The sequence below is a fragment of the Spirosoma profusum genome (assembly GCF_014699005.1).
GTDB lineage: Bacteria > Bacteroidota > Bacteroidia > Cytophagales > Spirosomataceae > Spirosoma > Spirosoma profusum.
This window is the reverse complement of record NZ_JACWZY010000038.1, coordinates 26,119-46,316: the sequence shown is the minus strand read 5'-3', so window position 1 is coordinate 46,316 and position 20,198 is coordinate 26,119. Positions and strand designations below refer to the sequence as shown.

The window sequence follows — 20,198 nt, the reverse complement described above, 5'->3', positions numbered from 1 at the left end:
TGGAGCATCTCAGTAAAACAAATAAATGGAATATTATAAGATGAACAAACACACAAAATTACATATACATCCTACTGGCTAGAATTCTACGTCAATGCTAAAAATAGCATTGACAATAACTTATTTTATGCTATAATTGTCATCAAATAAAGCAATATTAATGATATATAAGGCATAAATGACTTATTGGGACAAAAAACTTATTAGAGAGCAACTGGATAAGAGAATAAAAAGCCAGTTCGTTGCCCTCTATTCCGACGCAGGTTGGATTAAGTCCATCCGTGAAGCCTTGGGCATGTCAGCGCACCAATTGGCGAAACGGGTCGGTATCAATCAGTCGCGAATTTCCCGCTTAGAACATGCTGAAATAGATGGTGATCTTAAGTTATCGTCACTCAAGAAAATTGCCGATGGCTTGGATATGCAGTTTGTGTATGGGTTTATTCCCAAGAACAGCCTTGAGGATATGGTTCGGGAACAAGCTCGAAAGATTGCCATGAAGCGCATGGCAAAAGTAAACCATACCATGCGTTTAGAAGAACAAGAGCTTACCAACGAAGAGAAAGCGAAATCGTTTGACGATTTGGTGCAAAAAATATTGCTGGAAAACCCTAAGGATTTTTGGGATCAATGAACCAGTTTGACTATCCATTAGGGGCCACCCCCTTAAATCCAGACGAGATAGAGGGTTTAAAACTCAAGTATATAACAACCCGTGCCGAACTGGATCGTTGGGAGCAAGAGAATATTCAGGAGGCATTGGCCTGGTTATCGCGCCGACGTAAGGCCGATATATTAGATGAGCACTTCATCCGCCAGCTTCACGACAAAATGTTCAATAAAGTTTGGCGATGGACGGGCAGTTTCCGGCGATCCGATAAAAATATTGGCGTTCCGTGGAGTCGCGTTCCGATTGAAATCAGACAGTTGCTGAACGATACAAAAGCATGGATTGATTATGGAGCGTATGCGCCGGATGAAATCGCCTTCCGGTTTCATCATCGCTTGGTCTGGATACACTTATTTCCGAACGGCAATGGCCGCCATGCGCGGCTGATTACAGACGTCTTATTAACGGAGCTGTTGAATCAGGAACCTTTTAGCTGGGGCAGCGACGATCTTTCCAATGCCAGCACTGTCAGAAAACAATATATTACGGCCTTAAAAGCGGCCGATGAACACGATTATGAACTGTTAAGAGCCTTTGTTCGGTCTTAATAGAGGAGAGCTTTTATGGCTTAACGGTCTCATTCTGAATATATCGGGAAAACCATTGAAAACTTCGCTCGATAACTATCCTGTTATCGTAAATATCACGACCTTCTACTTTCAATGTGATTGGGCTTAGTTGCGTTCGGACATGGTCGATATGAGCTTCGTCGGCGTGCTCACCAAAATTCTTCTCGAATACCGCCAGATGAGAGTTCGGTAAAATGACGCGCTTGACCAAATCACTCGCTGAAATGTGCATATAGGATTTCGGGTCGAGGTCAAGACAGTCTGCAATGCTGGAATATATATTATCACGCTTTGTGAAGCTAAGCCGGTCGATAATGAGCGGACCCAAGCCGTTATTGCGGATATGAACGCCAAGCTTCTTTTTGTGATCCGGCAGGTCAATCTGACCAAGTGGTTTCAACGATTTTTCGTTGTGAATCCGTTGCAGACGTAACTGATAAAAAGTTAACAACAACGCCAGTAGTGAAATGATGATTGAAATCGTGACTGACACGCGAACCCACCTTTGCTCGAAACGAGTTAAAACAGGTTATATCATCGTGTAATCCTGAAGCAATTTCAACCGTTCACGGGCTTGCAGGTCATAAATCAGGGGAATAAACCGATGATAAAGGCTACACTGGGGATCTTTCCCGTTCAGACGGTAGACAGGACAGCCACTGGTGCAGACCGCTTTGTAGCGGCAAGACTGGCAGTCCGTTGATTTCATATCCTCATAATGACTGCCCTGCTCGATCATATCCACCAAATCCAATGTATCGTCAAAAATGGTATGGGCTAGCTGCGTCGGGTCGCCAAAGTGAACATGACAGTAGTTGACAGTCCCATCCACATAAATCGCTCCGCCGGAAAAGCCTGATGCACAGGTCTGAAAGCCCAGCTCATTGGGCTTAAGATCACAGAATTGATGACGGCGGGAAAAAGACCAGCCCTCCTGAATGGCGTCTTTCATCAACGCATAGGATTCGGATAGATGCGTTTCCAGGAGTTCCGCGTCAATAGCCTGGCCTTTCACAATCGAATACCGAAATGGAATATCCAAGTCGATCAGATAGCGAGTCAAATGGGGTAGCCCTGCCAGATTAGCGTTGGTGATAACCGTATTGGTCGATACGGGAATATGATGCTGCAACAGGGTCCTGAGATTCCGGTCAATCATATGGAAGCTCCCTGCCCCTGAGCGGAATTTTCGGGTCGCATCGTGGTCGGCGTCCAATCCATCCAGCGAAACGCCATAACCGATCCGATACTCTTTGGAAAACGCAAGAATTTCGTCGGTTAAAATTGTCAGGTTGGTAATAAAGGAGAACTCAAGGGAACACCCTAATTCGCTTAAAATACGCTTCGCTTCGGGAATGAAAGCCTGCCATGCTTTAAACTGGCTTAGTGGCTCCCCTCCGGCCAGTCTGAGCTTGATGTGGCTAATCTTCCGCTGCGTGACCGTTTGAACCAGCTTGTGAAGCAGTTGCTTTTGCGTAGCCTCCACCATCCCGCCTGTGCTATTGAGCGTGGAGATATAGCAGTAGCCACACGAAAGGTTACAGCGATTAGTGGTATGGACCCAGAAGTTGAGCGATTGAAGCCTGCCTGGTTTTTGTGGTTTACTAAACTGGTCGTCAAACTGAATTATTTCTGTTTGGGACAGAATTTCCAGAAACTGCTCCAGAACGTCAGCTTCAATGGCGAGTTTATCGCCAAGGGCTGCTACAGGAGTCTGGTTGTCGATAGCCGCCAGTATCCTATACTGTGCCCGATTGAGAATCCTCAGCGAGTTGGGAAATGAGCAATTGACGACGTAGAAATGCTTTTCGTCAATCGGCCTGACCAGCAGTTGGGGCGACTTGATTGGTATCGTGGTTGTCATCGCTTACAGGAACTGTATATCCGATGCAATCGCAATCGGTCGTCGGTGAGGAAAGGTTAAGCTGCCGTTGTCCGACCAATTCCTTGAGAATGGAAAAATCGTCGAAGAGAATATCGTTTGAGTGAATCGCTGTCATGACTGGAATTGGTTAAGTCGTTCTGGTTTTTGTTCGGCTAAAGTTACGGTGCCCAATTTGATCACTAGCCAATTCAGGACTTGTATCGAACAAGCAAGGCACTTGTTTTTTACCAGAGTGATTTCACCTAGATTTGTGCATGGACACGCAAACGGTACACCAAGGGCGCAACGTCAAACGTATTCGGGAAATTCTGGCAATCAAACAGGATGTTTTGGCTACATCGTTGGGACTTAGTCAGCAGGCTGTATCCCAACTGGAACGTAAGGAGGTATTGGACAAACCGACTCTGGAGAAATTATCCAAAGCGCTCGGTGTTTCGGAAGAAGTCATCAAAAACTTTTCCGAGGAAAAAGCTATAAACATCATCTCCAACACGTATAACGATCACTCTGCATTGATTCTCTATAACTTCAACCCTATTGATAAGTGGATTGAAGCAATGGATGAAAACCGAAAGCTCTATGAGCGACTGCTTCAGTCAGAACGGGAGAAAAATGAGCTGTTGCAGAAACTACTGGAATCAAAGAAATAAGCAATCTATAATATCACACATCCACATCTATGTCATACAGCGATCTTTTAGCCCAACAGGACAAGGAGCTTGAACGGTTGAATCAAGACTATTACGCAGACCAAGCCACCATCCGGCAACTGCAAAACGATCATTACGATAAAAGCCGGTTTGATGGCCAGCTAGATCGGCTCAAAGACCTGCATGAAAAAAAGGTCAAAGATGTGCAAACCCGTTTTGCTCAAGAACAACGAGATTATCTAGGGGAGCCCACTCCACCAGAGCCATCACCTGATATTTCCCAAAGTCAGGATAAGGCGACTGACATGATCAAAGCTTATCGGCAGCAACAAACCGAAAGCCAAACAAGAGGTCGGCAAGATACGGATAGTGTGCAAGATGCCAAGCGATTGCAACCTCTAAAAGGGCAGCCAGTTGATGAGGATGAAGTCAAAAAGCTTGCACAACAAGCACGCGAAAAACGAGAGCAAAAATATCAACAACAGCCTCGGCGCGGTTTCAGACGATAGCACAATTCTTTGTAGAAGCTAAATATCGAATGGCTTATTTTGTAAGTTCGTAACCGTTAGCCAAGTATGTCTTTCTTTGACTAATTAGTGAGGATTTATCATCAAAATAAAAAAAATCAGCAAAATCTATTATTATAGAATTAGAATTAGAATTTACTCCCGTAAATCTTCCTAAGACAATTAAGGTATTCTGACTTTCAAAAATAGAATCTATAAAATGAGTACCTACAATCCTTCTTTCGCTATTATAAAATTTTATTAAATTCTTCAGGCCAATAATCGTATGCTCCGCTCTATGATATATAATTCCTTCGGTAAATATCTTAGAGAAGTGTTGAAAGTCATTCCTATCAACATGAGTATAATAACTTTGCACGACTTCTTTTCTGTTAAACATTTCAACATTTTTTATGAGCACAATATATTAATTCCAGTTGCCACAAGTACCGAATAAAGAAATCTGCTTTATTGTTAAAACAACCAAACTTACTTTGTAGACACCACATATTATATTAAGCAGCTCTCAAATCTTCTAAATTTAAAGGATGTGTTTTCCCGCTGCTATATAGATGGTTAAACCATCTTTTAAAATATTTTACTATTTGCTCATCGGGGTCTATAATCAAAAATACACCTGTTAAACGAATGGCACCATCAGTAGAGTTTGGTACATGTTCATTTATCTGCCAAATTAAATAATTTATCCCATCCGGATTTGTTATTACTACAAAAGAGATAGGGTATTTAGCAATAGTTACACTAAGTTGCATTTGCTTGTCATTTGTATGTTTATCATCCCTACTTGTTAGTATCTTTATATAGTGATCTTTGTAGTTACCTAATATCTTAGCGTCTAAACCCAAGCTATTTTTTCTAAGTTCCACATAATCGGTAGAAGACAATTGAATGATTCTATGATAGTTTATTCGTCCAAATTTTTTTTCTATATCTTCTAAATATTTTTTTCTATATTCCTCTTTTCCGGTATCTTTTGATTCTTCAAATACTTCTACAAACGAATTTATAGCTATTACTTCAGCGCCTTCTTGGATATGGTTTACAAAATCTCTAGCTTCAGCGTATAAATCCTTTCCGTATGCATCATCAATAGAAACATATTTTATTGATAATCTTTTAGCATTTTTCACTTCTTCTAATTTTCTATTGTTACTATAGAAAAATAAAAGAGAGCAGCCAATAAAAAACATATTAATAACAATTATTATATTGGTGTGTAAATAACTATTTACGTTATCACCTGATTTATACATTATGGTGTCGTTGATTACATCTTGTATGACATCAGGTACTATAGCACCAAATATAAAAGAGACTATGGATAGAGCAGTACTAAAAAGAATTTGTTCTTTCTTAATTAGAGATTTAAGTTCCATAATAATTAAATGATGGTGTGATTTATTTTTAAAACTACTGGAATTTAATAAAAGTATCAAATTACCTTTTTCTCCTTATATTCTGTTTTTGCCGTTCACGAGTAGCTTTCATCTCAGCAACGAGCCTTTCATGTTCAAACTGATTTTTGCCCTGTGCCATAGCCCTACCGTAATCGCTGGGAGCGTTGTTGGCTTGGGACTTCATAATTTTGTTCAGTAATTCCGGCTCGTGCTTGGCTAGCTGGTAGCCATGATTATAGCCTTTTACAAATTCAGGAGATGGTTCTTCGTCGTCTTCTGTCATGGTTAAAAGGTAGCTTTAGAATGGCGGGATAAGTAGTCGTTGATGGAATCGGTGTCGTACAGAATGATTTTCTTCTCTGGCTGCGAAAACCGGATACTGCCTTCGTCGCGGAGCTTTTGCAAAGTCGTTTTGCTTTGGATACGCAGCTTCTTCATAGCCTCACTGCCCGAAATCCATTTATCTTCCCTCACCGCTTGCTGTTGTTGAACACGGTCAAGAACCTTGTCGATTAGGGCATAAAATGCTTCATCGTGCAGACAGATAACTTCCATCAGAATTTTTTAAGCCAAAATAGAAAATCTGCCTGAAAAAGAAAATAAAGCCGTTCGACTACCCACTATGGCTTCGGTTTCTGTTCCATATTCAAGACAGCGTCAAGCGCATCATCGGTCTGTTGGGTAGTAAAGTTGGATTGATAACCCATCGTCGTGAGGATGCTACTGTGCCGGTACAGCTTTTGCAGGATTTGCACAGGTATTTTATCACTGGCAACCTGCGCAAACGAATGACGGGCCAAGTGCATCGTCAGTTTCTTATCGGTGCCAATCAACGGGGCAACCTGCGTTTTCAGAGTTTTGTCAATACTACTTGTTTTAAACGCAATCGTGCGCTGGGTGATGAACTTATCGTTGAGGTCAACACCTTTAAGTTCGGGAAAAACAAAATCATTTTTGTTCTGCTGAAACGCTTTGTAGTGATCAATGATATTAATCGCTTTATCAGGGATTTTCAGAGAACCGCTTTTGCTGTTCTTACCCATTTCATAGTGTAAGCGGTCATTTTGAAAATCGCTCCATTTCAGGCGCAACACGTCGCTGATCCGCATACCAGCGAAGTAGTAGGAGAATAGCCACAGATTTCGGGCGTGATTAGCGTTGCCCTCCAAAGCGACCGTTTCCAGTCGGTTTATTTCCTCTTGGGTCAAACCGATCTTACTAGATTCAGGGAATTTGATTTTCATCTTACCCTTCCCGAACGGATAGTGCTTCGCATCAATAACGCCTTCTTTAATGGCATGGCTAAACACCGAGCGGATCATCACGATATGATTGACTGCCGATCGTTCTGAATGGCCGTGTTTTGTGATAAGCTGCGCCTTGAACCGTTCGAGCATAGCAACAGTAATATCGGCAAAGGCGATATCCTGTTTCAGAAACTCTTTGAAATGCTTGATGCGAGGTTTGTCAGCCGTATATTGGTTATATTTACCGGCTTCTTTTAAGCGTTGCTGCCAGACTTCAGCCTGAACGAAGAACGTGTTGCTGGCTGATGGTTTGATCTTTTGCCTGACGGCTTGTGGAGAGACAACGACTTTTTGCGTTTCAAGCTCTAACGAATGATCATTGGCTTCTGAAAGCTTTTTGAGAATGAGATTATTCAGACGGGCCGAGTTTGGGTGAGACTTCTTAACGCGTCCCTGTTTATAGTCCCAGTCTTCCGGCTTAACGCTGTAGTCTAGATAGATATAGGATGATTTTCGATTCTTGGTAACCCTGATGGCAAGCGGGTAGGTCCCGTCTTTTTTCTCTTCTTTTCGGAGGATAATTTTTACAGCTGTCATGATTTTACTACAACAATACTACAACATTTGGTGGTTTTGTCTGTTTCCACCTGTTTTTGTGCGATTGCTAAGTTACTCAAAATCAGCCAAATAAAATCATATCGAACCATATTAAACCAGCTTTTTTAGAACTGAAAATCCTTGTGTCGGCGGTTCGATTCCGTTCATCACCACCTCAAAATCAGGCAGTTACGAATTTTGCTCGTAACTGCTTTTTTTGTTGGTACAACATAGGTACAACATTTTCACTTTTAGACTTATTCATAATCGTTTGAGTAATCAGGGGTAATGTCTAATACGCTCCTTTAATTCCATTCCAGCAGCGCAGTTCGCTATAAAAGCCGAATATTAACGAAAGCGAATCCTTTGTCATTTTTCATGGAATCTGTGGCGAATATAATCATTTCATTAAGATTGTTATGCACGCATACTAATTTTTAAACTTATCAGCGTATGCGTTTCTTGCCGCGATGTCGTTTATGTTCCCTAAGTTAGCCCATGCTAAAGGCTCCCAAAAGCAACTGCTGAAGTACACCCCAACAATTAACCCATAACACCGGGAACGAGCAACTACTCAAGGGGTTGGCAGCCAAGTCCATATAACTAAAAGCAACAAGAAATCTTACGCCTGAAAAAGAGCTTTAACAGGTCGAATTAGATCGCATCGACGAAGCGACGCGACATTCTAAAAGGCAGTCGGTATCTTCTCCCAGGGCATTCTCTTGACGGACATAAACAAAAGCTCGGCCTTTATTGATAGGTCGGGCTTTTTATTGTCGTCGATTTAGGCTGGCAATGCTCAGTCTGGATCTGTAACACTGACTGGATTCGTTCATTAAAATAATGCAAAACCTCGTCTGTTGTATTGATTTCTTTTTTCTGCGCTCACCCTCGCTCAAATTCTCCTCGTGCCCTGCATAGGTAGGGCTTCCTTACTTTTCAATTGAACTATAGGTTCAAGTCAAGCAATTGGGAATAAACCTAAGAGCGAGCAAATCTGGGTTTCTAATTGAGACTTCAGATTGCAAAATCATACAAATGTAGTATGGATATGAGTCTTATAAAGTTTAAGGCGACCTTGAAAAAATCATACAAATGCAGTATGGATAGGGGGCTTGCAAATCTCTAGGTTTGCCCTGTTTAAACACGTTCCACTCCTTTAAATTATCATCCTGAAAAACGTCATTTTCATGCTGGGATCGAGCGTCCTGTGCCTTATCTGGTATCTGCCTGCTTACTGAGACAAGCCCGAATTACTAATGGTTTGTCTACTCATTTTCAATACGTAGTCTTCAGGATTTGGCCTGATTACAAGCTGCCAGCGATCATCCATTGATACGCTTACTTGCTGCTGCCTTCCTATAAGCTTCTTACCGCTTTCTCTGCTTTCTTTTTTACTAAACCAATAACTCACTATGCCAATCTTTACTCTTTTCGACAGGTATCGAAATAGCTGTTGGACGACCTTTTGGTTAGCCCTGGTATTCATCACTGGTCTTGCTGTAACCACGCCGGCTCAAACCTTTGACACCGATGAAATCGAAAGTGGGCTGGGTTGCTCCTTACCATTCAGCTCATTAGCTACTCACCCGACAAATGGCAATATGTATGGATTTTGGAAAAAAGGGGACGATCTGACTTATTCCTATAAATTGATACGTTTCGATGGCAGCAATTGGATAACAGTCAGTACATTACCTGCAGTGTCCGGATTTGAAAGACCCACCGATGATCTGAATCTGGCCATAGATAGCGATGGTGGGTTTCACGTCGTCTTTGTTGGCTCCAGAGGTGATGCCACTTCTGGCCCAAAGGTTGTCTTTTACGGCTATAGTGCCAACGGTACCAGCTGGGTATTCACCGAAATTGAAAGCTACTCGACCCCGAACGGCTTTAAAGCACCATTTGACCCCGTTGTAGAAATTGATGCAGCAAACCGGCCTCACATTGTCTTTGTAGCTAAGGATGCTGCTGGTTCACGGTTTTTTGCGTTACGTTATTTTACGTACAACGGCAGCAGTTGGACAGGAGTAGATGCCTTCTCGCAAAGCGGAGGATCAGCAGGTAATAATCATATTAATGTATTTGATTTTGCTCTGGACAGTGATGGGAAAGCACATATTGCTTTTCAGCGGGAGACCGATAATTCAGGCACGGACGGTGGCCTCTGGTACATAAATAATACGTCAGGGTCGTGGCCTTCAACTCCGCAGGAGTTAGCGCACGGCACTACAGGAGCCGTCCAGGGGAACGCCATTAGTATGGATATTGATGCTGCCAACAAAGTACATATTGTTCATACAGACACTCAGAACAGATTGCTTTACCTGAACAATGTTTCCGGTTCCTTCAGCAGCAGTCAGATTAATAGCAACTTAGTGGGTAGTACGTATTTTGGAGGCTTTGTCATCAACAGCAATGGCGACCGGTTCGTCGCCTATTCGAATAATGGCTTAAAATATGCTTATTTGTTAGCCGGTGCTTCTGGCAACTGGACTACGGGTACTGCTTATACAATCCCTTCTGGTACAGAAGCCAACCCAGTTTCGGCGATATTGACAGCGGATCGGCGTATCATGTACCTGTTTGGATATAAGCCCTCAGGAAGCTGTTCTCAGGGAAGTTCCCGAAGTTTGTGGTATACGACAGCTACGCTGCCCGGTCCTCCCGTCAATGCCACCGTTTCTTCCATTAGCACAACTTCTCCTGGCCCAACCAATGCATCGTCAATCAATTTTGCCGTTACGTTCGATAAGACAGTTACTGGTGTAGGGTCATCAAATTTTGTGTTAACAACATCGGGAGTGTCAGGTGCCTCGGTAGGAACTGTAACCGGTTCAGGATCTACACGTAACGTAGCCGTGAATACAGGTACGGGCAGTGGCACCATTCGATTAGACATGGCCAATACGTCAGGAGTTGCTCCTACGGTTACCAACGTACCATTTACGACAGGAACAACGGTCACCATTGACAAAACAGGCCCAGCCGTTAGTTCAGTTACGATACCGGCTAATAATACCTACCGAACGGGGCAGGATCTGACGTTTACTGTACAATTCAATGATAATGTAAACGTAACGGGCCTCCCCTATCTCACACTGACCATTGGAAGTACAAACGTACAGGCTTTCTACACCGGCGGCAGTGGAACCTCTGCGCTGACATTCAAATATACCGTTCTGGCAGGGCAGCAAGACAATGATGGTGTACAAGTTGGAAGCCCGATAAATTTAAATTCAGGATCGCTGAAGGATGGACTCGGGAATGATGCAAACCTGACGCTCAATACTATTCCTAACACGGCTGGCGTGAAAGTGGACGCCATTGTTCCTACCGTTAGTATCAGTAGCTCGGCGGGCACCAGCGGGTCAACAACGTCGACCAGCCCCATTCCTGTTACGGTGACTTTCTCGGAGAGCGTAACCGGACTTTTGGCCAATGAGGTAACCGTGACAAATGGTATGTTGGGTGGCTTTGGAGGTAGTGGTGCTACGTATACGTTCAACGTTACGCCCGCAGCTAATGGGCTGATAACAATTAACGTAGCGGCAAACGTAGCACAAGATGCCGCTGGTAATAACAACTCGGCGGCTGCTCAATTCTCCATTACGTATAGCCAGCCGGTAACACCAACACCGGAGGTAAACACACCGGCAAACGGAACGTTGATCACCACCAATACGCCTACTTATTCGGGAACAGCTTCGGCGGGCAGCACGGTTGTTGTTTATGTGGATGGCTCCACAATCGGTTCCACGACAGCCACTGGCGGCAACTGGTCGCTGCTTCAGCCTTCCGCTTTATCGAATAGCAGTCACTCGGTACGAGCTACGGCTCAACTGAGCGGCCAGGCGGTCAGTGTCAGTAGCAATACCAACTCATTCACGGTCGATATTTCAACCTTAAGCCTGGCTTTATCCGCTAATGCGGTCTGCGTCAATGGGTCCCTGAGCCTGACCGCTACAGCCAGCAATATTGGCTCCCCGGTAATTTATTCGCTCAGTAGTAGTCCAGCCGGGTTCGCCGGTTCCGGTACGTCACCCCAATTCACGCTTAGTGCTCCCTCGGTTGGCTCTCCAACTACGTATACGCTTACCGTAGCGGCCAACAGTAATGCCGGTAATGCCAGTGCTACAGCGGTCGTTACGGTGAATCCGATTCCGACGCCTTCCATTACAAATCTGGCCAGTAGTTATTGTAAAAATGCCGCCGATGTTCCTTTAAGTGGGTCGCCAACCGGTGGCGTCTTTACGGTCGACGGTACGATAGCGCTCAACTTTTCGCCCGGTAATCTGTTGGTAGGTCAGCATACGGTGGTCTATAGTTATACAAATGTCAACGGTTGCTCAGCCACCACTAGTCAGTCCGTAATAGTGAATTTAACGCCATCGCCTATATTGGTGGCCAGCGGAACGTTGACCTGCGCCCTGACGAGCGCTACGTTAACTGCTAGCGGAGGTACAACGTATCAATTCGGCGGACCGGGGGTAGTAAATCAGTCGGGCAACACGGCATTCGTCAACGTAGCAGGTATATATTCTGTGACCGCGACCAATGGAAGCAGTTGTTCGAGCACAACCACGGTGAATGTAGTTCAGGATAACAGTGCGCCGTCGGTGAGTATTATGTCCACCAGCGCTACGTTGACCTGTGCTAACCCGAGTGCTACGTTAACAGCCAATGGTGTAGGTACGTATCAGTGGAGCACAGGGGCTGCCACATCCAGTATTTCGGTGAGTATAGCTACTACGTATTCCGTAACATTGACTGGTACAAATGGCTGTACTGCCACCACATCTGCACAGGTCGATCAGAACATCAATGCACCGTCGGTGAGTATTACGCCTTCAACCGGAACGCCGGCTGGTACTACGCTGACCTGCGCGAATCCATCCGTCAATTTAGTTGCTGGTGGCGATGGTACGTATCGATGGAGTACGGGTGCCAATACAGCGAGCATCTCGGTAAATGCAGCCGATACGTATTCGGTAACGGTGACTTCAGCTAATGGCTGCACGGCTTCTGCCTCTATTCAGGTCGCTCAGGATACCAACGTACCATCGTTAACGATTACGCCCACCAGCGCTACGTTGACCTGCGCCAACCCGAGTGCTACGTTAACAGCCAATGGTGTAGGTACGTATCAGTGGAGCACAGGGGCCACTACGCCCAGCATCTCGGTGAGTATAGCTAGTACCTATTCCCTGACTCTAACTGGAAATAATGGCTGCAAGGGCATAACCTCTGCTCAGGTTAGCCAGGATAACTCAGTACCTGTCCCCAGCCTTCAGGTTAGTGCCCTCACCACCGTCAACCAGCCCATTTCCGTTACCGCCAGCGGCTGCTCGGGTACGCTCAACTGGCAGGTGCAGGGTGGAACCGGGCAGGCCAGTGGAAACATCTACACGCTCTCCACGCCGGGAACGTATACCCTGACAGCTACCTGTACCGTGGGTAACTGTACTAGTCCACCCGCTCCTGCGCAGATTCTGATGATTCAGGCACCTAACACCAATTTCGCCATCACCAGCGTCAACATGGTTAACTGCTACAAGACAAATCCAAGCCGAGGTCAGTACGTTGTGCAGTTTACCCCCCGTTATACCGGGCAAAATGGTAATCCAATCAGCTTCTCTGTTGTCAATGAGATGGCACCTACCACCCAGCCCGCTCCATACACCCTGAATCTTTATCAGGACAACCCAATTATTACGTTGGTTGCCAATCAGGCAGGTAATGGTGAAACCCGCTACGTCTATAACTGGCTGGCCTCCTGTAGTACGGGAAGCAGCCCCAACCAGCCGCCAACTACCGTGGGTATCAGCGCTCAGACTGCCACCCTGAATCAGCCGTTTCAACTTAACCTGAGCGGCTACTTCACCGATCCTGAGGGCCAGACTCTTACGTACTCCGCTCAGGGACTGCCCGCCGGGTTGAACGTAGTGAATACGCTGCTTAGTGGTACGCCTTCTCAGACCGGTATGTTCGGGGTGACCATCACCGCTATCGACCCAGGCAATCTGTCGGTGAGTGCTACGTTCACACTGACGGTGCAGGCCCAGTCTACTCAGCCAACCAACTTTGCTATTGTGGGTGTTACGTCGGTGAGCTGTGAAGTGCTCAAAGTAGCTCAACGCCGGGTGCGCTTTACCCCCCAGTACAGTGGACTGACAGGCCAACCTGTCACCTTTCGGGTGGTGAACGAACTGCCTGCCACCAATCAGCCAGGCCCTTATAGTCTGGATTTGTACACCGACAATCCAGTGCTGGAACTGCGGGCCAGTCAGGCGGGCACTGCTGGTGAAGTGAGTTATAGTTTCAACTGGCTGGCTGCCTGCGGCAGTACGCCCCCTGTCAACGCAGCCCCCACCGTTACGCAGTCAATCCCCAACCAGGTAGGCGTTGTTGGTCAGGCATTTACCTACAGTATCCCCGTCACTACGTTTACAGACCCCAATGGCGATGCATTAGTGCTGACTACCAGTAGTTTACCAGCCGGGTTAACCCTGAATGGGTCGGTGATCAGTGGTACGCCTTCAGCCAGCGGTGTTTCTACAGTATTTATCACCGCCACCGATCCGGGGGGCCTGTCGGCTAGTACCAGCTTTGTCTTCACCATCAATCAGGTAACTGTTCCGCCCACCGGGATTTTTGCTATTACGGGTGTGCAGTTACTGAACTGTCAGGCAGTGAGCGCACAGCAGCGACTGATTCGTTTTAGTCCCCAGTACAGTGGTTTAACGGGCCAACCTGTTAGCTTTTCGGTAGTCAATGAACTAGCTCCTACCACAGCGGGTGGTCCGTATGAGTTGCGGTTGTACACCGACAATCCGGTGATTTTGCTTAAAGCGGTTCAGGCAGGCACGGCGGGTGAAGCCAGCTTCAGCTACAACTGGCTGGCGGCTTGTAGCACTCCCGCCCGTCAATCGGCCGAGAAGCTCGCTGAACTCAGTGTGCAGGTGCTGGGAAATCCTGTGGCCGGCGAGTGGGTGGACGTGCTGATAGAGGGTGCATATGGGCGATTGTTGCATGCTACCACTGTGAACGGCCAGGGCGTTTCGGTCGATTCATGGCAAACGGCGTCGGCAGCTGATCAGGAGCGTATTCGATTGCGGGTTGGCGCTTCGGGCGGAATTTACCTCTTGAAGGTAGAAACCTCGTCCCAGCGTCGGACGATAAAGTTGCTTAAGCACTAAGTCAGAATAAGATTGAATAACGCTGTAGCCAGTTAGGACACCCAGAACTTAACTGGCTACAGTTTTTTATACAAAACCCTCGTCATTAACACTTTACTTTTCCAAGACAGGAGATATTTTTAAGAAACTGCCTGGAAATGGGTAGAAATGAAGATTGGCATAGGTGAAATCTGGATTACCTTACTAAATCTATTTTATTCGATGTGTTCAAAAGTTGATTTAACCTGAAATCCAGTTTCTTTTTAGCGTCTATTATCGCTGTTTTATCTAATCGTCATTTTTTATCTTCCCGGTAGAAAATCTTCCCGGAATCCGAACGGCTATTTATTAAATCGGGCACCTCGCTCATTCAGATCGAATGGAATACAATTGATTACGTTGAGGGGTTAAAAGATTATGTAGTTATTGTGATGAAAGAACACAGGCACATTGTACACCTCCGATTAAAAGACCTGGAAACGTCGCTTCCCACCTTTTTTAGCGGACTCATCACTAGTTGATGTTTATGCCGGATAGCGGCAGGACAGATCATCTTACAAAAAACAGGGTGCATAGCTAAACTGATAGGGGCGCTAACTTACCCTATCTTCTATATCAATCTCGAACTATGGCAAAAATTTGTGATATTTCTATCGGCAGAAGACGCTGAACACTAAATAATATAACCTGACTCATTAGACTTAAGGGGACGTATGAATGGCGAATAAACTGCCAGCTCGTCGGCATAATGGCCTAAAATAGCGGTAAGATCATGGCCATTAAACGCCCTGATCCATTCATCGGCAAATTGATAAACCTGTTCTTGATTTATAGCGTTTTGGCCCGATCAGTCAGCCTTGTCAGCTTTGAAAACCCAGCCCACGCCGTACTTATCAGTGAATTGACCATAGCTGCCGAAGGGCACTGAATGGAGTTCCTGATACGTTCGCTTGTCTGGAACAGCCGCTTCGGCCAGTTTATCAAAAACCGTTTTGACTTCCTGGTAAGAGTTCCCAATCAGGAACAGACTAACCGTATTGCCCGGCTTAGGATCCAGGATTGGGGAAGCCATCCAGTCGGTAGCCGAAATATCGATAGCACCGCTTTTTAGTTGCGCATTAATGATGCGGTTGTGTTTTTCGGGGGGAAACTGATCCTTCATGGGCGTATCCGCCAATTTGGTCAGGGTTAACTCGCCACCCAGGCACTGCTGATAAAAGGTCATAGCCTCGGCACAATTGCCATCAAATAAGAGAAAAGGGGTACAATGGATCATTGTCTATTTCTGGGTTGCTGATACGTTGATTATTTATAAACGACTGCGTTTTCGCTCAGATATAGCGAAGCCACGTTTGCTCTTTATGGCGCTCTTTATAGTTTCCATACCATTGGCAAAGCGGGTACATCACCAAGACGATGAAGACCCAAATCAAATAAATTGCCCATAACTCAACTCCGCTGCCCGTCTTTGGCCTGCCGAAATTTGAGCCGAATACCAGATCAGAACTTTTGAATCCCTGCAGGAAGACCATGACAAAAACAAGCGGATGAATCAAATACCAGTGTACCAGGAAATAAAATAGGGGCGTTTTTCCATAGACACTTATCCGATCCACGTAGCCATTTTTCAGGCCTTGTACCCGCGAAAGAATCAGAAACATGATCCCCAGAAAAAGAAGACAGAATTGTAGCGATGGGGGATATTTGGTCACGTTGACGAATGAGAGAAGCGTGTAGAGCAGATTCTTGTTGGTGGCCCAGTTAACCGAATCACCATATATGTTAACTACTCGTAGAGCAAGAAATAAGCCTAGCGATAGTAATCCTAGTTTCAGAAAGATCCGTCGTTGGCCATTTTCGGTCGACTCAAAAAAATAGCCGGCACCGTAGCCGATCAGCATAATGCCGAGCCAGGGAACCAGCGGGTAGCCCATCAGAAATAGTTTACCGCTACCATAGGGAAAAGCCATGGGCGAGAAAAGTGACAGCAGAACTTTTAAGACCACGTTTTCCGGAACCGGAATCAAGCTTACCAACGCATGAAGAGCGACGATCAAACCGCCGATTAATCCTACCGTCCGGGGAGGTAATTTTAACAACAGGCTGAGAATAAGGAAGCCAACCCCAATGGCTGCGATCACCTCAAAAATCAGGACATTGAAATGCGGGTCGAACCATATACCGAAATTAACCAGAGTGAACTCTAACAGCACCAGCCAGATACCCCTTGAAAGCAGGAAATGCCTGGTAGCGGCCAGATCTTTTTTCGCGTTCATGGAAAGGAAAGCCGAGGTACCGGAAAGAAATACAAACGTCGGTGCACATAAATGAGTGACCCACCGGGTAAAAAATAGCGCAGGGGTGGTGGTGGTCAGATCCGTCGGAGACTGTGATAACGAGGTTATATGTAAAAGATCCCGTACGTGGTCAAGTGGCATAATGATCATAACCAGACCGCGCATCACATCAATACTATTGTTTCGTTTCATGCTTCTTTCTATTTCTTTAATGGCTCCACTGGTTCGAATCATTGCCAACGTTCGATGTTCTCTACCCATTTCTGCTTTTTCATAGTCAGACCAATCAGTAACGCTACCCCGCTGTAAGCAAGCGCGTCAAATGCACTGGCCAGGAGATTTCCCCGGTTTCCGACTGGGTCCCACAGAGCGCCGGGGACATGGATCAGCCAAAACCACAAAAAGATCATCAGCGAGAGTAACAGGGCGATGATACGTATCCGTATTCCCAGTATAAGGGCTATGCCCGAAGTGGTTAAGGCGACTCCCGTCAGATTTACCCAAAACAGGTGGTTTGCCATCCAGCCGGGAACGGTATTGACCAGAAACTCCGCATAAATAATGTGGGAGATACCATAGCTCGTCATGGTGTAGAGGAAAAACAGATTGCCATAAGGCATGATTTTTTCTAAAACCGCCAGCTTACCGGTTAGTGGCGTCTCAAACGAATAGGCCACTACAAATGCCCCCCCAGCCAGAGCCAGCTCCTTCAAAGGAGTCGTCCATAAGCCTAAGTGATACAGTTTATTGGGTTCTGAAATGAGTTCGTAGGTCAAATGGGTTCCCAGGAACAGCGACATCCAGATAGCTCCCAGCAGTAGAGCCGCTTTTTTGCCTGTACCGGACACAAGCAGTAAAGCGCCGGTGATGATTAGATAGAGCCCGAAGGCCCAGGCGAATACATTCAGGAAAGGAAGGTGTTGTTGATAGACCGAAAAAAATACATCTCGGAAGCTCCCAAAATAAAGTTGTTGGCAACCATACACAAAAAGAGCGGCCGCGTAGAAGGCCCGGCCAATTCGTACCAGTTGTTTCATGATGATCTGAGAGCTCATTGATACGCTCAAAAGTAGAGACAAGTCGCTACGTCCAGGCGTATTGTCTGTACACAACCCAATTCATCGGTATTCACCGTTTACCGAAAAAAAAGGTCGTTGATCGAAAATCAGATAACGTAGTATCGCACCGGCCGTCAAAACGCTTACCTTAGTTCGAGATGGCCAAATTATGAACCTGAATCGAGACGTAGCATTTAATACCGTTTTTTGGTTGCTGTATTTCCTGTATCAGTGGCTAGGTCTGGCGTCTCTATATGGCAATTATCACGACTACTTTATCAACGCCTGCATGGCCCTGCCGGTCGCCTTCCTCTTTTCCAGGCTGGCCGTTCATCTCTTGATTAAGAAGCGTTTGGCAGAAACCAGCCAGACAACCTATTGGGTGTATCTGATTCTGTTTTCCCTTTTTTTGCTCGTACTCAGGCGATACGTCAATTACTATCTTATCTACCCTGCGTACTTTCCACAAGCCCGGCATATGCCCTTTCTTTCAGCTGGCAAAATGCTGGTCGAGTTCGTTAACTTATACACGATAACCGGCTTATATACTTTGTATTATTTTATCCGATCCTGGTATGAGGAACGCTTTCGAGTACACCAATTGGTGCAGCAGACAACAACGGCGGAATTAAACCTGCTGAAAGCCCAGGTTCAGCCCCATTTCGTTTTCAATACGTTAAATAATATATATGCTACCGCCTTGAAAAGCAGCCCAGAGACGGCCTCGCTGATTGCTCATCTGTCTGGTTTTCTGGCCTACAATTTATATGAATCCAATCAGGCGATGGTGTCCTTAGCGACGGAGATTGCCTATATCGAACACTACATCGAACTGCAAAAAAACAGGTATGGTCCCAAACTGGACGTAGCGATTAATGTGTATAGGCCTATCCATGATCTCCAGATCGCTCCTTTACTATTATTGCCCTTGGTGGAGAACAGCTTTAAACATGGCGTGGCCAGCTCGCCGGGATTAAGCTGGATACGTATCGATATTGCCAGACTAGACGGCAAATTTTCGGTTAAGATAGCCAACAGCAAGGACGAGCAAGGCCCTGTCTCTGTAACCGATCTGGGAGGAATTGGCTTATCGAATGTAAAAAAAAGGCTATCATTAATTTATCCAGATGCGCATGAGCTAACCATTATTGACGAGCCTCATTCGTACCTGATTAGTTTGACGATTAACCCGTTAAAAAATGACTAATTGCTTAATCGTTGATGATGAAGCACCAGCCAGGGCGCTACTCATGGAGCATCTTTCCAATCTGGCCGGTTTTACTGTCTTAGCCTCCCTAGACAATGCGGTCGATGCGTTCACGTTTTTGCAGACAAACCCGGTTGACCTCGCTTTCCTCGATATTCAGATGCCAAAAATGTCTGGTCTTGATTTGATACGTTCCTTGAAGACCGGTCCAAAGATTATTCTGACGACGGCCTACCGGGAGTACGCAGCCACTGCCTTTGAACTAGATGTTGTAGATTACTTAGTTAAACCGATCACCCAGGAACGGTTCATGAGAGCCGTTTCAAAGTACCTGCATCATCAAAAAAGCCCTGAGGTATTTCATCAGATTCCCAGTCGCTATGAGGAGACGTATATGTTTTTTAAGGTTGGGCGGGATCAAACAAAAATTTTCCTGAAGGACATAATTTTTATCGAGGGGCTGGGTGACTATATAAAGGTGCATACGAACGAAAAGTCCTACATAGCGTCCGAAAAATTAGGGTATATGGAGGTGAAACTCCCTGAAGACAAGTTCATTCGGGTGCACAAATCGTTTATTATTGCCTGGGATAAGCTACTCAGTTACAACGCTGAGCAGGTTCATCTAGCGACAGACACACTTCCGCTGGGCCGGTTATACAAAGGGGCTTTTTTACGAAAAATCCAGGAACGCAAGCTTGCCAGCATCTAAACTCAACTCCCATTAGCGTTTGTTCACCAAACAGAGACTTTTGATAAGTGTTAGGCCGACCTTCAGGTTTATGGATTGGTAAGAAACCAGGAATTGACGATCGGCCTCAGCCATATGAGGTACAATCTTAGTCGATCCAGATCGACTTCAACCTATCGACTTACTGGAAGGTCGTACGGCCCAAGGGCTACGATATTGGCTAAG

General features: G+C 45.6%; 19 protein-coding genes. 8 read left to right on the top strand and 11 right to left on the bottom strand.

Annotated elements, in window-relative coordinates; genetic code table 11:
- Positions 1-178: 178 nt before the first annotated feature.
- Both IC229_RS29825 and IC229_RS29820 read left to right on the top strand, forming a co-directional pair.
- On the top strand, positions 179-634 hold the full coding sequence (locus tag IC229_RS29825; RefSeq protein ID WP_190891787.1) for a mobile mystery protein A: 456 nt from the start codon (positions 179-181) through the stop codon (positions 632-634).
- Positions 631-1,218 carry a mobile mystery protein B gene (locus IC229_RS29820; protein ID WP_190891785.1) on the top strand — a complete coding sequence of 196 codons (588 nt, stop codon included), beginning with the start codon at positions 631-633 and terminating at the stop codon, positions 1,216-1,218. The genes IC229_RS29825 and IC229_RS29820 overlap by 4 nt, the downstream gene beginning before the upstream one ends.
- Before the next feature lie 13 nt (positions 1,219-1,231).
- Here IC229_RS29820 and IC229_RS29815 read toward each other — a convergent pair whose 3' ends face one another.
- The 3 genes from IC229_RS29815 to IC229_RS29805 are packed head-to-tail and all read right to left on the bottom strand — an operon-like array spanning position 1,232 to position 3,239.
- On the bottom strand, positions 1,232-1,732 hold the full coding sequence (locus IC229_RS29815) for a hypothetical protein (protein ID WP_317171664.1): 501 nt from the start codon (positions 1,730-1,732) through the stop codon (positions 1,232-1,234).
- Positions 1,733-1,768: 36 nt separating this feature from the next.
- Positions 1,769-3,103, bottom strand: coding sequence for a radical SAM/SPASM domain-containing protein (locus IC229_RS29810; protein WP_190891783.1), 1,335 nt, complete (start codon positions 3,101-3,103; stop codon positions 1,769-1,771).
- On the bottom strand, positions 3,051-3,239 hold the full coding sequence (locus IC229_RS29805; protein ID WP_190891781.1) for a hypothetical protein: 189 nt from the start codon (positions 3,237-3,239) through the stop codon (positions 3,051-3,053). The genes IC229_RS29810 and IC229_RS29805 overlap by 53 nt, the downstream gene beginning before the upstream one ends.
- 139 nt (positions 3,240-3,378) lie before the next feature.
- On the opposite strand from IC229_RS29805, the gene IC229_RS29800 reads away from it, so the two are divergent.
- Positions 3,379-3,774 (top strand): helix-turn-helix domain-containing protein, encoded by a 396-nt coding sequence (locus IC229_RS29800; protein WP_190891780.1) that lies wholly within the window; start codon positions 3,379-3,381, stop codon positions 3,772-3,774.
- Between the two features lie 29 nt (positions 3,775-3,803).
- Positions 3,804-4,283 (top strand): hypothetical protein, encoded by a 480-nt coding sequence (locus IC229_RS29795; protein WP_190891778.1) that lies wholly within the window; start codon positions 3,804-3,806, stop codon positions 4,281-4,283.
- Positions 4,284-4,317: 34 nt separating this feature from the next.
- On the opposite strand, the gene IC229_RS29790 is transcribed toward IC229_RS29795, so the two are convergent.
- The 5 genes from IC229_RS29790 to IC229_RS29770 form a co-directional block, all read right to left on the bottom strand.
- A complete protein-coding gene (locus IC229_RS29790; protein WP_190891776.1) occupies positions 4,318-4,659 on the bottom strand; it encodes a nuclear transport factor 2 family protein in 342 nt (113 codons plus the stop codon).
- Positions 4,660-4,795: 136 nt separating this feature from the next.
- Positions 4,796-5,677 carry a hypothetical protein gene (locus IC229_RS29785; protein ID WP_190891775.1) on the bottom strand — a complete coding sequence of 294 codons (882 nt, stop codon included), beginning with the start codon at positions 5,675-5,677 and terminating at the stop codon, positions 4,796-4,798.
- A gap of 61 nt (positions 5,678-5,738) precedes the next feature.
- Positions 5,739-5,981, bottom strand: coding sequence for a hypothetical protein (locus IC229_RS29780; protein WP_190891773.1), 243 nt, complete (start codon positions 5,979-5,981; stop codon positions 5,739-5,741).
- 2 nt (positions 5,982-5,983) lie between these two features.
- Complete coding sequence (locus IC229_RS29775; protein WP_190891771.1) at positions 5,984-6,253, bottom strand: helix-turn-helix domain-containing protein; 270 nt, start codon at positions 6,251-6,253, stop codon at positions 5,984-5,986.
- A 65-nt stretch (positions 6,254-6,318) separates the two neighbouring features.
- Positions 6,319-7,542: a site-specific integrase gene (locus IC229_RS29770; RefSeq protein ID WP_190891769.1), complete on the bottom strand. Its 1,224-nt coding sequence runs from the start codon at positions 7,540-7,542 to the stop codon at positions 6,319-6,321.
- Positions 7,543-8,957: 1,415 nt separating this feature from the next.
- Between IC229_RS29770 and IC229_RS29765 the strand changes: the two genes are divergently transcribed.
- A complete protein-coding gene (locus IC229_RS29765) occupies positions 8,958-14,741 on the top strand; it encodes a beta strand repeat-containing protein (RefSeq protein ID WP_190891767.1) in 5,784 nt (1,927 codons plus the stop codon).
- A gap of 299 nt (positions 14,742-15,040) precedes the next feature.
- A complete protein-coding gene (locus tag IC229_RS36205; RefSeq protein ID WP_190891806.1) occupies positions 15,041-15,241 on the top strand; it encodes a LytTR family transcriptional regulator DNA-binding domain-containing protein in 201 nt (66 codons plus the stop codon).
- 326 nt (positions 15,242-15,567) lie between these two features.
- Here the strand turns inward: IC229_RS36205 and IC229_RS29755 are convergent, their stop codons facing one another.
- From IC229_RS29755 to IC229_RS29745, 3 genes are read right to left on the bottom strand one after another with little or no spacing between them, the layout of a single operon-like run.
- The gene (locus IC229_RS29755; protein ID WP_190891765.1) at positions 15,568-15,996 is read right to left on the bottom strand and encodes a VOC family protein; all 429 of its coding nucleotides are present in this window, start codon (positions 15,994-15,996) and stop codon (positions 15,568-15,570) included.
- Positions 15,997-16,051: 55 nt separating this feature from the next.
- On the bottom strand, positions 16,052-17,251 hold the full coding sequence (locus IC229_RS29750; RefSeq protein ID WP_223834271.1) for a DUF1624 domain-containing protein: 1,200 nt from the start codon (positions 17,249-17,251) through the stop codon (positions 16,052-16,054).
- Positions 17,248-18,054, bottom strand: a complete 807-nt coding sequence (locus IC229_RS29745) for a hypothetical protein (protein ID WP_190891764.1) — start codon at positions 18,052-18,054, stop codon at positions 17,248-17,250. Before IC229_RS29745 ends, IC229_RS29750 begins: the two co-directional genes overlap by 4 nt.
- A 190-nt stretch (positions 18,055-18,244) precedes the next feature.
- On the opposite strand from IC229_RS29745, the gene IC229_RS29740 reads away from it, so the two are divergent.
- Positions 18,245-19,282 carry a sensor histidine kinase gene (locus IC229_RS29740; protein WP_190891762.1) on the top strand — a complete coding sequence of 346 codons (1,038 nt, stop codon included), beginning with the start codon at positions 18,245-18,247 and terminating at the stop codon, positions 19,280-19,282.
- Positions 19,275-19,994 (top strand): LytR/AlgR family response regulator transcription factor, encoded by a 720-nt coding sequence (locus IC229_RS29735; protein ID WP_190891760.1) that lies wholly within the window; start codon positions 19,275-19,277, stop codon positions 19,992-19,994. The genes IC229_RS29740 and IC229_RS29735 overlap by 8 nt, the downstream gene beginning before the upstream one ends.
- The last annotated feature ends 204 nt before the right edge of the window (positions 19,995-20,198 follow it).

Bases quoted from the DNA above. Each gene is read 5' to 3' on its own strand.
- IC229_RS29825 (WP_190891787.1), top strand. From the start codon at position 179: ATGACTTATTGGGACAAAAAACTTATTAGAGAGCAACTGGATAAGAGA.
- IC229_RS29755 (WP_190891765.1), bottom strand. From the start codon at position 15,996: ATGATCCATTGTACCCCTTTTCTCTTATTTGATGGCAATTGTGCCGAG.
- IC229_RS29740 (WP_190891762.1), top strand. From the start codon at position 18,245: ATGAACCTGAATCGAGACGTAGCATTTAATACCGTTTTTTGGTTGCTG.
- IC229_RS29770 (WP_190891769.1), bottom strand. From the start codon at position 7,542: ATGACAGCTGTAAAAATTATCCTCCGAAAAGAAGAGAAAAAAGACGGG.
- IC229_RS29780 (WP_190891773.1), bottom strand. From the start codon at position 5,981: ATGACAGAAGACGACGAAGAACCATCTCCTGAATTTGTAAAAGGCTAT.
- IC229_RS29745 (WP_190891764.1), bottom strand. From the start codon at position 18,054: ATGAAACAACTGGTACGAATTGGCCGGGCCTTCTACGCGGCCGCTCTT.
- IC229_RS29775 (WP_190891771.1), bottom strand. From the start codon at position 6,253: ATGGAAGTTATCTGTCTGCACGATGAAGCATTTTATGCCCTAATCGAC.
- IC229_RS29795 (WP_190891778.1), top strand. From the start codon at position 3,804: ATGTCATACAGCGATCTTTTAGCCCAACAGGACAAGGAGCTTGAACGG.
- IC229_RS29810 (WP_190891783.1), bottom strand. From the start codon at position 3,103: ATGACAACCACGATACCAATCAAGTCGCCCCAACTGCTGGTCAGGCCG.
- IC229_RS29785 (WP_190891775.1), bottom strand. From the start codon at position 5,677: ATGGAACTTAAATCTCTAATTAAGAAAGAACAAATTCTTTTTAGTACT.
- IC229_RS29800 (WP_190891780.1), top strand. From the start codon at position 3,379: ATGGACACGCAAACGGTACACCAAGGGCGCAACGTCAAACGTATTCGG.
- IC229_RS29750 (WP_223834271.1), bottom strand. From the start codon at position 17,251: ATGATTCGAACCAGTGGAGCCATTAAAGAAATAGAAAGAAGCATGAAA.
- IC229_RS29735 (WP_190891760.1), top strand. From the start codon at position 19,275: ATGACTAATTGCTTAATCGTTGATGATGAAGCACCAGCCAGGGCGCTA.
- IC229_RS29765 (WP_190891767.1), top strand. From the start codon at position 8,958: ATGCCAATCTTTACTCTTTTCGACAGGTATCGAAATAGCTGTTGGACG.
- IC229_RS29820 (WP_190891785.1), top strand. From the start codon at position 631: ATGAACCAGTTTGACTATCCATTAGGGGCCACCCCCTTAAATCCAGAC.
- IC229_RS29805 (WP_190891781.1), bottom strand. From the start codon at position 3,239: ATGACAGCGATTCACTCAAACGATATTCTCTTCGACGATTTTTCCATT.